This is a genomic window from Billgrantia kenyensis (assembly GCF_013697085.1).
Classification (GTDB): domain Bacteria; phylum Pseudomonadota; class Gammaproteobacteria; order Pseudomonadales; family Halomonadaceae; genus Halomonas; species Halomonas kenyensis.
Genome location: NZ_JACEFT010000003.1, coordinates 30720 through 43372, shown reverse-complemented (window position 1 = coordinate 43372; position 12653 = coordinate 30720). Strand labels below are relative to the sequence as shown.

Genomic DNA, 12653 nt, shown 5'->3' with positions numbered 1-12653 from the left:
GTCTGCCAAATGGACAAGCTTTTGACCCTGTGGGAGGGTTCCGGCCTCTACAACCTGACCCCCGGGCAGGCCGTCATGATCCTGGTGGGCTTCGGGTTGCTCTACCTGGCCATTGCCAAGAAGTTCGAGCCGCTGCTGCTGGTGCCGATCGGCTTTGGCGGGATCCTGGCCAACGTACCCGAGGCGGGGCTGGCGATCTCGGCGCTGGATCAGGCGATCGAAGTGGCGCGACCGGCAGTGCTGCACCAGATGGCCACGGCGCTGGGCGCAACCCTCGATCCGCTGGCCGGCGAGGAGGCGTGGCGGGCTACGCTCAAGGCGCTGGTCGACAACGGCGCTGCCCCGGATCAGATCCGCGCCGCACGAGACGTCGCCATGAATGTCGGCTACGGCGATGGCCTGCTCTACGTCTTCTATCAGGTGGCCGTGGCTTCGGGTATCGCGCCGCTGCTCATCTTCATGGGCGTAGGGGCCATGACCGACTTCGGTCCGCTGCTGGCCAATCCGCGCACCCTGTTCCTGGGTGCTGCGGCCCAGTTCGGCATCTTCGCCACGCTGTTCGGAGCGGTGGGGCTGTCGTCGCTGGGGATCATGGACTTCTCGCTGCAGCAGGCTGCCGCCATCGGCATCATCGGCGGCGCCGACGGACCGACCTCGATCTACGTGTCGAGCGTGCTGGCCCCGGAACTGCTGGGCGCCATTGCCGTGGCGGCCTATGCCTACATGGCCCTGGTGCCGATGATCCAGCCGCCGATCATGCGTTTGCTCACCACCCGCCGTGAGCGCGAGATCGCCATGACGCAGCTGCGTCCGGTGTCCAAGCTGGAGAAGATCGTCTTTCCCCTGCTGCTGCTGATGCTGGCTGGCCTGTTCCTGCCCGATGCCGCACCGCTGCTGGGCATGTTCTGCTTTGGCAACCTGATGCGTGAATGCGGCGTGGTCGAGCGCTTGACCGACACCGCGCAGAACGCGTTGATCAACATCGTCACCATCGTGCTCGGGCTGGCCGTGGGCTCGCGGCTGATGGCCGAGAGCTTCCTGGCGATGGAAACGCTGGGCATCATGGCGCTCGGTATCGTGGCCTTCGCCATCGGCACGGCGGCCGGGGTGCTCATGGCCAAGCTGATGAACGTCATGAGCCGTATGCCCATCAACCCGCTGATCGGCGCAGCCGGTGTCTCGGCGGTGCCAATGGCGGCTCGGGTGGCAAACAAGGTGGGGCTGGAGTCCAATCCGCACAACTTCCTGCTCATGCACGCCATGGGACCCAACGTGGCCGGGGTGATCGGTTCGGCGGTGGCTGCCGGGGTGATGATCAAGTTCCTGGGCTGACACTCCCCAATGCAAAGAGCCCGCCGGCTTGCGTCGGCGGGCTCTTGCGTGTCGGTTCCCGGCAGGGGAGTCGCCACGTCGGGCTCAGGGGGCAGTGGTACTGCCGGCAGGCTTGGGGCTGGCTGCGGCAGTGGCGCTCTCCTGGGCCAGTTCGAGGTCCTCTTCCACCCACAGCTGGCAAGCCAGCCGGTAGCCCTGCTCGAGGCGGGTGCCGAGCATCTTCTTCTCTTTCCAGTTGGGCTCCGGCAGCGCCTCACCACCCGAAATGACCTTGCACATGCACTTGGCGCACTTGCCCATGCCGCAGCCGTAGCTCAGGTGGGGGTAGGGGAACTGGCGGATGCCGGCGCGCACCACCAGGTTGGTGTTGGGCTGGACTTCGCCTTCGAAGACCTCGCCGTTCTTGTGAATCTTGATCAGGGGCATAGTCGTCACCTAGCTCATTGTCGTCAGGTTGCGCATCGGGGTGCGCTTGGTTCGTGTCGATTTGCCTCATGGCATATGGTATACCATGTGCCACTTGATGGCATTCGTCAACCCTCCATTGCGCTAATTCCTAGGGGTCTGCTCATGATTGATGTCCCTCAACGAACTCACCCGGCGCCATGGGGCGCCGGGTGAGGTGGTTTCACTGCCTGGACAGGCTCCGCGCCGCTATATCAACAGGAACACGGCGAGCAGCGAGGCCACGATGATGCCAGAGATGACCGGCACGAAGTTGCGCCGTACCAGGGCCGCAGGGCTGACCCCGGCGATACCGGCATCGGCTGCCACGCCGAAGGCCCATGCCGCCAACGTGCCGCCGCCGGCGAAGATCGCCGCCACCTGGCCCAGGGCCGCCAGCACGTGGATGTCGACGTTGGCGGCGGTGCCCAGCGCCCCCGACAGGGAGCCTACCAACGGCAGGCCGGAGAAGCCTGAGCCGTCCATGCCCGAGAGCAGGCCGATGAAGGCCATGCCGAAGGTCAGCAGAAACACGTTGCCATCGATGTAGTTGCCGATATTGTGGCCGATATCGAACAGGAAGCCGGCCGCACCGGCGCCGATGACTTCAGCCGAGTGGCCGGGGTGGCCGAGGAAGAAGAACCCGGCGATCGGAATGATCGGGGCAAAGATCTTGATGGCGAAGAAGAAGCCCTCGCGGGTGTAGGTACTGATGCCGTCCAGTGCATGGTGTCCGTGGGAGGCGAACGAGGAGAGCACCAGCAGCAGGGTCGCCGTGCCCCCCAGCAGCGCCGTGGCGCCACCGCCGCGAATTGCCTGGTCGGGCATGAACACGGCGCGATAGATCATCAGGCCGGCAATGCCGAGCAGGATGATGGGCACCGCGATGGCGAAGATACGTGCGTAGGGGCCGGCCTCGGGCTCTTCCTCTTCCTTGACGGTATCGGTCTGCACGGCAGCGGCACCGGCCGAGCGGGGAGTGAAGACCTCATCGCCCTTGGGCGCCTCGAGAGCACCGGAGCGCATGTCGCGACGCAGGGCAAGGCAGGCCATGGTGATGGCCACGCCGCCGACGACCAGCGAGAACAGCAGGGTATAGGGCACCAGTGTAGTGGTTTCGATGCCCGCGGCACTGGCGGTCAGGCGGCTCGCGCCCTGTATGACCGGGTCGGCGGACAGTGCCATGCCGTGGCCGAACAGGTTGACCGCCATGGCGGCGCCGATGGCCGGCAGCCCCACCTGCATGGCGACGGGGATCAGTACCGTGCCGACCAGTGCCACGGCTGGTGTCGGCCAGAAGAAGGCGGCGGCGATGTACATGGTGATGCCGACCACGAAGAAGGCGGTCCAGGGCCCGACCATGAGCTTCTTCATCGGTGCCACCATGAGTCTGTCGGCTCCCTGGTGCTGAAGCGACTTGAGCATGGCAACCATCAAGGCGATGACCAGCATGATATCGAAGAGCTCGGTGCCGGCATTGAGCAGGGCACGGAAGACCACCTGCACCGCAAAGATCATTTGATTGAGTACGCCCTCATGGGGCGCGTCGGCCAGCAGGCCTAGCATGAAGATACCGGCGATGGAGGGGACGATGACCCCCTTGCGAAAGCCGATGGAGATGAAGATCGCCAGGATCAACAGCAGGAAGACCCAGTGCGATGCGGTAAGTTGTACCTGTTCGATCTGTTCCATATTGCACCTTGTCGTGTCGTCAGGCTTGGACGATGGGGCCGGGGAAGGCAGGGCGGCCATCGTCTGCTTGTAGTTGTCGGTTGCTGAATTGCCACGGTCGGTCGTGTGTCGCCTTGCATGTCACGAAAGCGGTGCTGACGTCTTTCGCGCATGAGTACTCGTCATTGGGATGGTCGTCGTTGCATACTCCTTTCCTCCAGTGCAGGGTGGCTATCCATGAGGTGATCGGTAGCGCAGCGCTAGCCCAGCATCAGGCCGCCATAGGCCAGTGCGCCAACTACCACGAGAGCGGGGTGTGCCTTGAAGCGGAGCAGCGCGATGGCGGCCGCTACACCGATCAATAGGGTGTGGACGAGCCCGGCGCCGGCCAGGCCCTCGGAAAAGAAGCTCAGTACCATGCCGGCCATCATGATGGCGATGACCGGGCGAACCCACTGGCTCATGCGCTTGACCCGGGGCGAGTCACGGTAGCGATAGAGCAGGCCCAGGGCGCCCAGCATCAGCAGCAGAGTGGGCACCACGGTCGCCAGCACGGCGATGACCGCGCCGCCGACGCCGGCCACTTCGTAGCCGACATAGCCTGCCATCTTGGTGGCGATGGGGCTGGGAAGGGCGTTGCCCAGGCCGAGGACTTCGGCAAATTCCTGGGAGTTCATCCAGCCGTAGCGGCCAACGACCTCCGCCTCGATCAGCGGGATGATGGCAGGGCCGCCGCCGTAGCCGACGATATTGGGGATGAAGAAGGCCAGGAAGAGCTGTACGTAAATCACTGGGTCGCCTCCTTGGACACCTTGCCTTTCGTCAGCGGCAGCATGGCGGCGACCAGCAGGGCGCCGATGACCAGGCCGGGGTGGAGGCCGATCCAGTAGATCAACACCCCCGCCACGCCGGCCATGATCAGGCTGACCCCCCAGCCCAGCGCCAGCCGCGACTTGTTCAGGAAGTCCCAGGCAAGCTGGCCCATCATCACCATGACCACCGGCACCATGCCTTGGCTCATGCCGTGGATCCAGGCCACGTCGCGATAGCGGCTGAACAGGCCGAGCAGCAGGATCATGGCCACGATCATCGGCAGGATCACCGCCAGCACGGCATTGATGCAGCCGAGCGCACCGCCGACACGAAAGCCGATATAGCCGGGCATCTTGGTGGCGATGGGGCCCGGCAGGGTGTTGGCGATCGCCAGCACATCGGCAAACTCTTCATCCGTCATCCAGCCGTGGTTCTTGACGACTTCCTGGTGTACCAGAGGGATCATCGAAGGGCCGCCGCCGAAGCCCAGTAGGCCGATTCGGAGGAAGGAAAAGAATATCTTGCCCTGTTGTGATGCCGCCATGTCAGCGAGAATCCTTGTCGGTTCCGTATGATCATTTCTTTAATATCAGTGGCTTGCTGTGTCGGCCGCTGTATTTTTTCTAGAAATAATCGATTATTTGACCTAGAATATGACTGCAATAGGCATCCGTCAAGAAAGGTATACCAAATTCCAAAAAATGCTTGGAGTCACGCCATGACCGATATGTTGAAACAGGGCAGTGCGACCGCGGCGAGTCGGATCTACGAGACGCTACGCCAGGACCTGCTCAATGGCCGCTACCGCGCCGGTGAGCGTCTATCGATCACGCGGCTGCGGGAAACCTACCAGGTGGGGCTAAGCCCGCTGCGCGAGGCGCTCAATCGCCTGGCGGCCTATGGTCTGCTGCGCCAGGAGAATCAGCGCGGTTTCCGCGTGCTGGAGCTGAGCCGGGAGGAGCTTGCCGATATCACCGAGATGCGACGGCAGCTGGAGGGCAGGGCGCTGGAGCTGGCCGTGCGCCACGGCGACGAGGAGTGGGAGTCCCAGCTGTTGGCAGCCAATCACCGGCTGTCGCTGACGGACAAGCGCACCTTCGTGGTGGAGTGGGAGCAACTGCACTCGCGTTTCCACAATGCCCTGGTGGCCCCCTGCGGTTCGGCCTGGCTGCTGCGCTTCATCAGTCAGCTGCATGACCAGTTCGACCGCTATCGCCGCGTGGCGCCGCGCGCTTTGGAGCTGCGCCATCAGCTTGATGCCCAGCATCAGGAGCTGGTCGATCTGGCCCTGGCACGCGATGCACGGCGTGCCAGGGAGCTGATCGAGGAGCACATCACCCTCTCCAGTGAAGTGGCCATGCTGAGCTGCCGCCAGGCCTGATGCCTCAGGTTGGAGGAGTGTCGGCACATGTGGCTTTACAGGAGCGGTGGGATTCGGCTAGTGTTGGTTTATGGTATACCAAGCGCCAAGACGCTTGCCCCCTGACAACACTGCCTGCCCTTGCTGACACTCGCTGAGCAGGCGCACGAAGGAGAGCGGGATGGAAAGCTACCTGCTGACAGAGATGACCTGGCCGGAGGTCGAAGCGGCGCTCAAGACCGTGAAGCTGGCCATCGTGCCGGTCGGCGCCCACGAGCAGCACGGCCCGCACATGAACGAGAGCTGCGATGCCGTGCTGGCCACCGAAATGGCGAAGCATCTTGCGCAACGCCTGCATCCCCTGGTGCTGGTGACCCCGACGGTCAACATGGGGGTTTCCCCGCATCACCTGAACTTCCCCGGTACCATCAGCCTGCGCCCTGAGACCCTGCTGGCCGTGCTGCGTGACATGGTGGTTTCGCTCAAGCGTCACGGCATCGACAAGGTGCTGTTCCTCAACAGTCACGGCGGCAACCAGGGCACGCTGGGCCTGGCCTGCGCCAGCTTCGCCCAGGAGCTGGAGGTGGACTGCTATTACGCCAAGACCACGGCCTCCGCCAAGCAGGCCATGAAGGCGCATATCTCCTCGACCCTGTTCGGCCACAGCTGCGAGCGCGAGGTCTCCGAGGCGTACTACCTCGCCCCGCACCTGGTGCGCCCCGAGCGGCTGGTGAAGGGCGACATCGTCCATGGCGGGCGCTGGGAAGGCATGCGCCCCGGCAACCCCATCCAGGGCTTCTATCGCTACGAGGAGATGACCCGTAACGGCTGTATCGGCGATGCCACCCAGGGCAGCTACGAGATCGGCAAGGCCATCGTCGAGGAAGCGCTTGATGAGCTTGGCGCTGCGGTGCGTGCCCTGCTCAGCGATTCGACGGACCCGCAGCCAGCTCGCGAGCGGGAGCTTGCCGGCTGAGCCTGCGCATTGCCCCGCGCGTTGACCCGCGCAAGGCGAAGACCCCCACTAACAAGAGAGCACTGATATGTACATCATCCTGACAAGCAAGCTGGGCGAGTATGATGCCCGCCCCGGGCAGGGGATCTCCCCTGTGGAAACCTACGAGTACTTCTTCTATGGCAAGAAGAAGGCCGACTTCACCATTGCCGAGGTCAGCGGTGACCAGGGGCGGGTGAGCATCGTCGAGACCGCCGAGGACGGCAAGACCAACAGCGTGCCGCTCAAGTTCTTCGAGCGCTTCGATTCAGTGGAGGCGGCTCGTGCCGAGCTGGAGCAGCTGGTCACCTTCGGCTCCATCGATGCTCGCCTGGAGAAGGCGCCGCTGCAGTGACGCCACTCCCGCCAACGCAAGCAGCCCTCGTGCCGCATGGCCGAGGGCTGCTTGCGTTTGACTCTGGTCCTTGGTGTGCCGCATACCACTGGGCCTCCCTATCATGGTAAAATGTTAAACTGTTAACGTAATTTACTATTCCCCGAGAACGCTCATGGTAGCCCGAATGGCCGAAAGCTGGACCCAGGAAGACCTCTCCCCCATCCGCGACAAGGTGTACGCCTACCTCAAGGACGCCATCCTGCGGGGCGAGTACAAGGCGGGGGATCGCCTGGTCGAGCGGGTGCTGGCCGAGAAGCTCAATATCAGCCGCACGCCCATTCGGGAGGCGCTGTTTCGCCTCGAGACCCAGCGCTTCGTGCGCACGGTGCCGCGCAAGGGGGTGGTGGTCAACGAGATCACCCAGGCCGAGATCCTCGAGGTGTTCATGATCCTGGCCTCGCTCGAGTCGCTGGCGGCACGCCTGGCCGCGCAGAAGGTCAATGACGAGATCGCGGGCGATATCGACCGGCTCATCGCCGAGATCGACGCGGCGCTCGACAATGGCGGCGGCGACGAGGTGGAGCTCAACGTCCAGTACAACGAGTTGATCGGCCGAGCCGCGGGCAACCCCAAACTCCACGAGATGCTGGTCGACCTCAAGGACTACGTACGCGCCTTCTCCAACCTCAGCAGCGCGCTTCCGGGACGCACCAAGGAAGCCTTGCGCGAGCACAAGGACATCCTCGGCGCCATTCGCAACGGCGAGGAGGATCTGGCCGAGAGCTTTACCCGCATCCACCTCGAGAAGTCGCGCAAGGCCTACATGAGCCGCTCCCACGTCTGACGCCCCGTCGCTCAGCACAACGCAACCCGGGCGCCAATGGCGCCCGGGTTGCTGTTTTTCGCCAGCCGCCTGGCGGCGCCCTGAGGGTCAGGCGCCGACGACGATACGAATGTCTCTGACCGCGCCGTCGCCGAGCGCTTCCAGCGCCGCCCCGTACGCCTCGCCATCATGGGTGGCACGGGCACTCTCGAGATCGGGGAACTCGATGATGATGGTGCGATCCTTGAGGCCCTCCTCATAGGCGAAGGCGGCAACGTCCCTGGCCAGGAAGCGGCCGCCGCCAGCGGTGATGGCGGGCAGGGCAAGCTCGATGTAGCGGGCATACCTGGCTCTGTCGCTGATTTCACGGTAGCAGGAGACCCAGTAGGCTTTCTTCATTTCGCGAGCTCCTTGAGAAATTCGGCGGGGAGGCTAGCCGATCACCAGCGGTGAAGAGAGGTTTTTCAGCGCCCTGGCAACGCTCATCGCGACGATATAGCCGGTCTTGGGATTGTTGGGCGAAGGGGTGTTCTGCACCTCGATGCGCACCTCGCCGAATCGGCCCTTGGCGGAAACTTCGTGCACGTTCTTGTCGATGGTGGGATCGACCAGGACTCGCACCTGGGTGGCCTCGAAGCCGATGCCGGCCAGGCTCAGCGCCGCCGAGACGTTGACGCTCTCGGGAAACACCCGCGACGACTCGCGGGCGTTGCCCTCGAAGATCACCGTCGGCTGCGCCACAGTGTCGAGATCGACCACCTCTTCGGCGAAGGTCCCGCGCCAGGCCTTGACCGGCTTGCGGGTCGTCAGCGTAACGCGATCCAATGGCCCCTGGGCGGCGGCGGCGATACGGTCCAGCCCGGCGATGGCCGCCGAGGGCACCAGCACCCGCTTGCCGTGGCGGCTGGCGCTGGCCATGACCCGGTCGTACAGCGCCTCGTCGCAGAAGGCACCGACCGAGACCACCATGAAGTCGCAATCATGCGCCAGGGATGATTCGGCATAGCGAATCACTGCCTCATGTCCGGCCGTCTCGACCACCACGTCGGGGCGGCGCTCGAAGAAGGCCGCCTCGCTGTCGGTGATCAGGCAGTCGTCCAGGGCGACGTCGGCGTACTTGGCCGCGTTGCGCACCAGCACGGCGGCCAGGCGCGTGTTACCTGCCTGGCCGCCAAGGATAGCCCCGGCGACATCCTTGCCCGCCGTGCCATAGCCGATGAGTCCTACGTTCAGCATCGTCATGGCTCCCTACGCTTCTGCCTTGGGCTTGACCTGGCCTGCGCCGGCATTGCCGCCCTTGGGCGACTCCTCCCAGGAGACCTTGACGTCGCCCTTAAGGAAGGTCTGGCAGGCCAGACGGTAGCCCTGCTCGATTTCTTCCTTGGTGAGCAGCTTCTCTTCCTTCTTCTTTACGGCGTCGGTGTTCTCCAGGCCTTCCTCGACCAGGCACTTGCAGGTGCCGCACAGCCCGCCGCCGCACTTGAATGGAATGCCGCCCTTTTCGCGCAGGGACATGCGCAGCAGGTTGGAATCTTCGGGGGCAGTGATGACCTTGCCGCCGTTGGTGATAAAAGTGATATCCGGCATGTCGATTACCTCGCTGGTTCCGGGGATGCGTCAGGCAACGCTGCCTTCGAGCTCATGGGTGAAGTTGAAGCTGTCGGCGTAGATCCGTTCGATGTCGATACCGCGCTGGGAAAAACTCGTCTTGGCGGCGGCGATCATCGGCGGCGGGCCGCACAGGTAGGCATCGAAGGCGCTCAAATCGTCGTGGTCCTCGCATACCGCCTCATGCACGAAGCCGCGGCGCCCGCCCCATTCGGAGTCGGGTTCCGAGAGCACGGGCACGTAGCGGAAACCGGGCAGCGTCCGAGCCCACTCGCTGAGCTGGTCGTCGAGGTAGAGGTCCTCGGCGCTGCGCACCCCCCAGTAGAGGCTGATAGCCGGACGGTCGTCGCTGTCGAGCAACGACTCGATGATGCTCTTGAGCGGCGCCAGGCCGGTGCCGCCGCCTACCATCAGCAGGTCACGCGGGCTCTCGGCATCGTGGCGAAAGTTACCCAGCGGCAGCTCCACGTCGAGGGTGTCGCCAGGTTGGTAGTGCGTCTCCAGCCGGCCGGTGAAGTGCCCGCCCGGCACGCGCCGGACGTGGAAGTCGAACAGCTCGCCGCGGTGGGGCGAGGCCATGGAGAAGCTGCGCGGGCTGCCGTCGTCGAGCATGACGTTGAGGTATTGCCCTGGGTGGAAGGCCACCTCGCTCGCCGTGGGGATGCGCAGCACCAGGTGGGTCACGTCGTGGCTCAGCTTCTCGAGTGTCTCGATGGTGGCGACATGGAAGTCGGCAGGAATGTGACCCGCCGGCAGCAGCTTGGCGCTGATGGTCAGGTCACTCTGGGCGCACGCCTGGCAGGCCAGCGCATAGCCCTCCTCGGCCTCCTCCTCGGTCAGCCCGAAGGGGAACTCCTCGTACTCGACGCTGCCTTCCACCAGCTTGACGCGGCAGGCGCCGCAGCCGCCGAAACGACAGTCGTGGGCGAGCGGATAGCCGGCCCGCTCTGCAGCCTCGAGCAGCGGTTCACCCGGCTGGGCCTCGAAGCTTTCTGACGTGTCGGCTGAAGTGTTGGAGAGGGTAATACGATAACTCATGGCAGCCTCCTGAGGGTGCACCCGATCAAGGCAGGGTCGTTGTCGTTGTTGCCGTGTCGGTGCTTGGCCGGTCGTCTGGGGTGTCGGCAAGGGCGGGAGCGCCTTGCCGACGGTCGTTCGGTTCGGCCGGGCTTACTTCTTGATGTCGGCCTCGACCACCACTTCGTGGCCGGCTTCGCGCAGGTGATCCTGGAGCGCCTTGAGCGCGGCCAGGCCGGCCTGGGTGTCCTGCTCGCCGTTGCCGCCGCTCAGGCCCACGCCGCCGATCACTTCGCCGTCGACCACGATGGGGAAGCCGCCGACGAACACGGCGAACTTGCCCTCGAAGCTCCACTGGATGCCGAAGGCCTCGTTGCCCGGCAGGGCGGGGCCGTTGGGGGCGGTGTTGAACAGGTGGGTCGAGCGCTTGTGGCCGGCCGCGGTGAAGGCCTTGTTCCAGGCGATCTGCGGGCCGGTGACGCGGGCGCCGTTCATGCGCTCCAGTGCCAGCGGGTAGCCGCCGTCGTCCACCACGCAGATGGTCTCCAGCACGCCGATCTCCTCGGAGCGCTTCTTGGCGGCTTCCACCATCAGCTTGGCTTCTTCCAGTTCCAGTCGAAATACCTGTTTCATGGGTCTCGTCTCGTCGTCAGGTTGTCGTTGTAGCGACCGCGCTCAGCGGCCGATGTAGACGGTCTTGGTCTGGGTGAAGAAGTCCAGCCCGGCGCGTCCCGACTCGCGGAACGTGGAGGTGCTCGACTGCTTCAGGCCGCCGAAGGGGGCGTTGACCAGGTTGCCGGTGGTGGTGCGGTTGACCTTGACGGTGCCGGCCTGGATATCGAGCGGGAAGCGCTGGATATAGCCGATGTCGTTGGTCACCAGGGCGGCGGAGAGGCCATAAGGCGTGTCGTTGGCCTTGGCGATGGCATCCTCGTAGCCGTCGACCTCGATCACCGCGACCACCGGGCCGAAGATCTCCTCGCGAGAGATGCGCATCTCCTGGGTCACGTCGCTGAAGATGGCCGGTGCCACGTAGAAGCCCTTGGCGTAGTCGCCTTCGGTGAGGTGCTCGCCGCCATGCACGTGGGTGGCCTCCTGCTTGCCCGCCTCGACGTAGCCGAGCACGCTGTCGAGCTGCTGGCGGGTGGCCAGCGGGCCGATCTGGGTGCCATCGGTCATGCCGTTGCCGATCTTCAGGGTCTTGACCTTCTCCACCAGCCGCGCGAGGTATTCCTGCTTGCGACCGCGGCTGATCAGTACGCGGCTGGTGCCGGTGCAGGCCTGACCGGTCAGCGAGAAGCCGCCCTTGACGGTGAGGTCGACCGCGGTGTCGATATCGGCGTCGTCGAGCACGATCAGCGGGTTCTTGCCGCCGAGTTCCATCTGGGTGCGGGTGGCCATGGGCGCGGCGCGATGGATGCGCTCGCCTGCGGCGGTGGAGCCGGTGAAGGAGATCGCCTTGACCGTCGGGTTGGCGGTGAGTTCCTCGCCGATCGCCGAGGCGGCACCGGTGATGAAGTTGAACACGCCTGCCGGCACGCCGGCATGGTGCAGGGCCTCGGCCAGCCGATAGCCGATCAGCGGTGCGTCGGAGGAGGGCTTGAACACCACGGTGTTGCCGGTGATCAGGGCCGGGGCGATCTTGCGTGCCGGGATCGAGATGGGGAAGTTCCACGGCGAAATGATGGTGGCCACGCCGAGCGGCTCGCGCTGGGTGTAGACCATCATCTTGGCGTCGTCCTGGGGGAAGGTCTCGCCGGTGATGGTCTGGCCTTCCACCGCGTAGAAGCGCAGGGTCTGGGCCGAGCGTGCGATCTCGTCGCGGCTGTTGCCCAGCAGCTTGCCCTCTTCGCGGGTCAGCTCCTCGGCAAACTGCTCGACGTTCTGCATCAGATAGTCGGCGGCCTGATTGAGGATCTTGGCGCGCTGCGAGATCGGGGTCTCGCGCCAGGCGGCGAAGGCACGATCCGCGGCCTCGATGGCGCGACGGGCATCGTCGGCGCTGGAGGCCTGGAAGCGGCCGAGCAGCTCGTCCTGATCGGCGGGGTTGCGGTTCTCGAAGGTCTCCCCCGAGGCGCTGGCGACCCACTGGCCGTCGATATAGTTGAGAAACTGGGTTGCGTTATCCAAGACGCTTACCTCTTTGTCGTCGCTGGCTGTCTTCACGGGCTGTCTTCATGGTCCCGGCCGCGTGGCGGCCATCTGCCGGCAGCAGGCCAGCAGATGACGCGACACGAGGCTGGGGAGGGCTCGA

The 12653-nt window shown here is 64.8% G+C and carries 15 protein-coding genes; 5 read left to right on the top strand and 10 right to left on the bottom strand.

What is annotated here, in order from left to right; genetic code table 11:
- The first annotated feature begins 9 nt into the window (after positions 1 to 9).
- Complete coding sequence (locus H1D44_RS04055) at positions 10 to 1332, top strand: sodium ion-translocating decarboxylase subunit beta (RefSeq protein ID WP_181513579.1); 1323 nt, start codon at positions 10 to 12, stop codon at positions 1330 to 1332.
- Between the two features lie 84 nt (positions 1333 to 1416).
- Here the strand turns inward: H1D44_RS04055 and H1D44_RS04050 are convergent, their stop codons facing one another.
- The 4 genes from H1D44_RS04050 to H1D44_RS04035 all read right to left on the bottom strand — a co-directional run bounded on the left by H1D44_RS04050 (position 1417) and on the right by H1D44_RS04035 (position 4804).
- Positions 1417 to 1758, bottom strand: coding sequence for a 2Fe-2S iron-sulfur cluster-binding protein (locus H1D44_RS04050; protein WP_181513578.1), 342 nt, complete (start codon positions 1756 to 1758; stop codon positions 1417 to 1419).
- A gap of 228 nt (positions 1759 to 1986) precedes the next feature.
- Positions 1987 to 3468 (bottom strand): hypothetical protein, encoded by a 1482-nt coding sequence (locus H1D44_RS04045; protein ID WP_181513577.1) that lies wholly within the window; start codon positions 3466 to 3468, stop codon positions 1987 to 1989.
- A gap of 239 nt (positions 3469 to 3707) precedes the next feature.
- A complete protein-coding gene (locus H1D44_RS04040; RefSeq protein WP_181513576.1) occupies positions 3708 to 4238 on the bottom strand; it encodes a chromate transporter in 531 nt (176 codons plus the stop codon).
- Positions 4235 to 4804, bottom strand: coding sequence for a chromate transporter (locus tag H1D44_RS04035; RefSeq protein ID WP_181513575.1), 570 nt, complete (start codon positions 4802 to 4804; stop codon positions 4235 to 4237). Before H1D44_RS04035 ends, H1D44_RS04040 begins: the two co-directional genes overlap by 4 nt.
- Before the next feature lie 174 nt (positions 4805 to 4978).
- Between H1D44_RS04035 and H1D44_RS04030 the strand changes: the two genes are divergently transcribed.
- The 4 genes from H1D44_RS04030 (at position 4979) to H1D44_RS04015 (ending at position 7795) form a co-directional block, all read left to right on the top strand.
- Entirely contained in the window at positions 4979 to 5641 is a 663-nt protein-coding gene (locus H1D44_RS04030; RefSeq protein ID WP_181513574.1) for a GntR family transcriptional regulator, read from the top strand.
- 160 nt (positions 5642 to 5801) lie between these two features.
- Positions 5802 to 6596, top strand: a complete 795-nt coding sequence (locus H1D44_RS04025) for a creatininase family protein (RefSeq protein ID WP_181513573.1) — start codon at positions 5802 to 5804, stop codon at positions 6594 to 6596.
- Positions 6597 to 6663: 67 nt separating this feature from the next.
- Entirely contained in the window at positions 6664 to 6969 is a 306-nt protein-coding gene (locus H1D44_RS04020; RefSeq protein ID WP_181513572.1) for a ferredoxin, read from the top strand.
- Positions 6970 to 7123: 154 nt separating this feature from the next.
- A complete protein-coding gene (locus tag H1D44_RS04015) occupies positions 7124 to 7795 on the top strand; it encodes a GntR family transcriptional regulator (protein WP_238984387.1) in 672 nt (223 codons plus the stop codon).
- 87 nt (positions 7796 to 7882) lie between these two features.
- Here H1D44_RS04015 and H1D44_RS04010 read toward each other — a convergent pair whose 3' ends face one another.
- The 6 genes from H1D44_RS04010 to H1D44_RS03985 all read right to left on the bottom strand — a co-directional run bounded on the left by H1D44_RS04010 (position 7883) and on the right by H1D44_RS03985 (position 12529).
- Complete coding sequence (locus H1D44_RS04010) at positions 7883 to 8173, bottom strand: DUF1330 domain-containing protein (protein ID WP_181513571.1); 291 nt, start codon at positions 8171 to 8173, stop codon at positions 7883 to 7885.
- Between the two features lie 33 nt (positions 8174 to 8206).
- A complete protein-coding gene (nadX, locus tag H1D44_RS04005) occupies positions 8207 to 9010 on the bottom strand; it encodes an aspartate dehydrogenase (RefSeq protein ID WP_181513570.1) in 804 nt (267 codons plus the stop codon).
- A gap of 12 nt (positions 9011 to 9022) precedes the next feature.
- Positions 9023 to 9361 (bottom strand): 2Fe-2S iron-sulfur cluster-binding protein, encoded by a 339-nt coding sequence (locus H1D44_RS04000; protein WP_181513569.1) that lies wholly within the window; start codon positions 9359 to 9361, stop codon positions 9023 to 9025.
- A gap of 30 nt (positions 9362 to 9391) precedes the next feature.
- Complete coding sequence (locus H1D44_RS03995; protein WP_181513568.1) at positions 9392 to 10420, bottom strand: 2Fe-2S iron-sulfur cluster-binding protein; 1029 nt, start codon at positions 10418 to 10420, stop codon at positions 9392 to 9394.
- Positions 10421 to 10552: 132 nt separating this feature from the next.
- Complete coding sequence (locus H1D44_RS03990) at positions 10553 to 11032, bottom strand: GlcG/HbpS family heme-binding protein (protein WP_181513567.1); 480 nt, start codon at positions 11030 to 11032, stop codon at positions 10553 to 10555.
- 42 nt (positions 11033 to 11074) lie between these two features.
- On the bottom strand, positions 11075 to 12529 hold the full coding sequence (locus H1D44_RS03985) for an aldehyde dehydrogenase family protein (RefSeq protein WP_181513566.1): 1455 nt from the start codon (positions 12527 to 12529) through the stop codon (positions 11075 to 11077).
- Between the last annotated feature and the right edge of the window lie 124 nt (positions 12530 to 12653).

Bases quoted from the DNA above. Each gene is read 5' to 3' on its own strand.
- H1D44_RS04055 (WP_181513579.1), top strand. From the start codon at position 10: ATGGACAAGCTTTTGACCCTGTGGGAGGGTTCCGGCCTCTACAACCTG.
- H1D44_RS04050 (WP_181513578.1), bottom strand. From the start codon at position 1,758: ATGCCCCTGATCAAGATTCACAAGAACGGCGAGGTCTTCGAAGGCGAA.
- H1D44_RS04045 (WP_181513577.1), bottom strand. From the start codon at position 3,468: ATGGAACAGATCGAACAGGTACAACTTACCGCATCGCACTGGGTCTTC.
- H1D44_RS04035 (WP_181513575.1), bottom strand. From the start codon at position 4,804: ATGGCGGCATCACAACAGGGCAAGATATTCTTTTCCTTCCTCCGAATC.
- H1D44_RS04030 (WP_181513574.1), top strand. From the start codon at position 4,979: ATGACCGATATGTTGAAACAGGGCAGTGCGACCGCGGCGAGTCGGATC.
- H1D44_RS04025 (WP_181513573.1), top strand. From the start codon at position 5,802: ATGGAAAGCTACCTGCTGACAGAGATGACCTGGCCGGAGGTCGAAGCG.
- H1D44_RS04020 (WP_181513572.1), top strand. From the start codon at position 6,664: ATGTACATCATCCTGACAAGCAAGCTGGGCGAGTATGATGCCCGCCCC.
- H1D44_RS04015 (WP_238984387.1), top strand. From the start codon at position 7,124: ATGGTAGCCCGAATGGCCGAAAGCTGGACCCAGGAAGACCTCTCCCCC.
- H1D44_RS04010 (WP_181513571.1), bottom strand. From the start codon at position 8,173: ATGAAGAAAGCCTACTGGGTCTCCTGCTACCGTGAAATCAGCGACAGA.
- nadX (WP_181513570.1), bottom strand. From the start codon at position 9,010: ATGCTGAACGTAGGACTCATCGGCTATGGCACGGCGGGCAAGGATGTC.
- H1D44_RS04000 (WP_181513569.1), bottom strand. From the start codon at position 9,361: ATGCCGGATATCACTTTTATCACCAACGGCGGCAAGGTCATCACTGCC.
- H1D44_RS03995 (WP_181513568.1), bottom strand. From the start codon at position 10,420: ATGAGTTATCGTATTACCCTCTCCAACACTTCAGCCGACACGTCAGAA.
- H1D44_RS03990 (WP_181513567.1), bottom strand. From the start codon at position 11,032: ATGAAACAGGTATTTCGACTGGAACTGGAAGAAGCCAAGCTGATGGTG.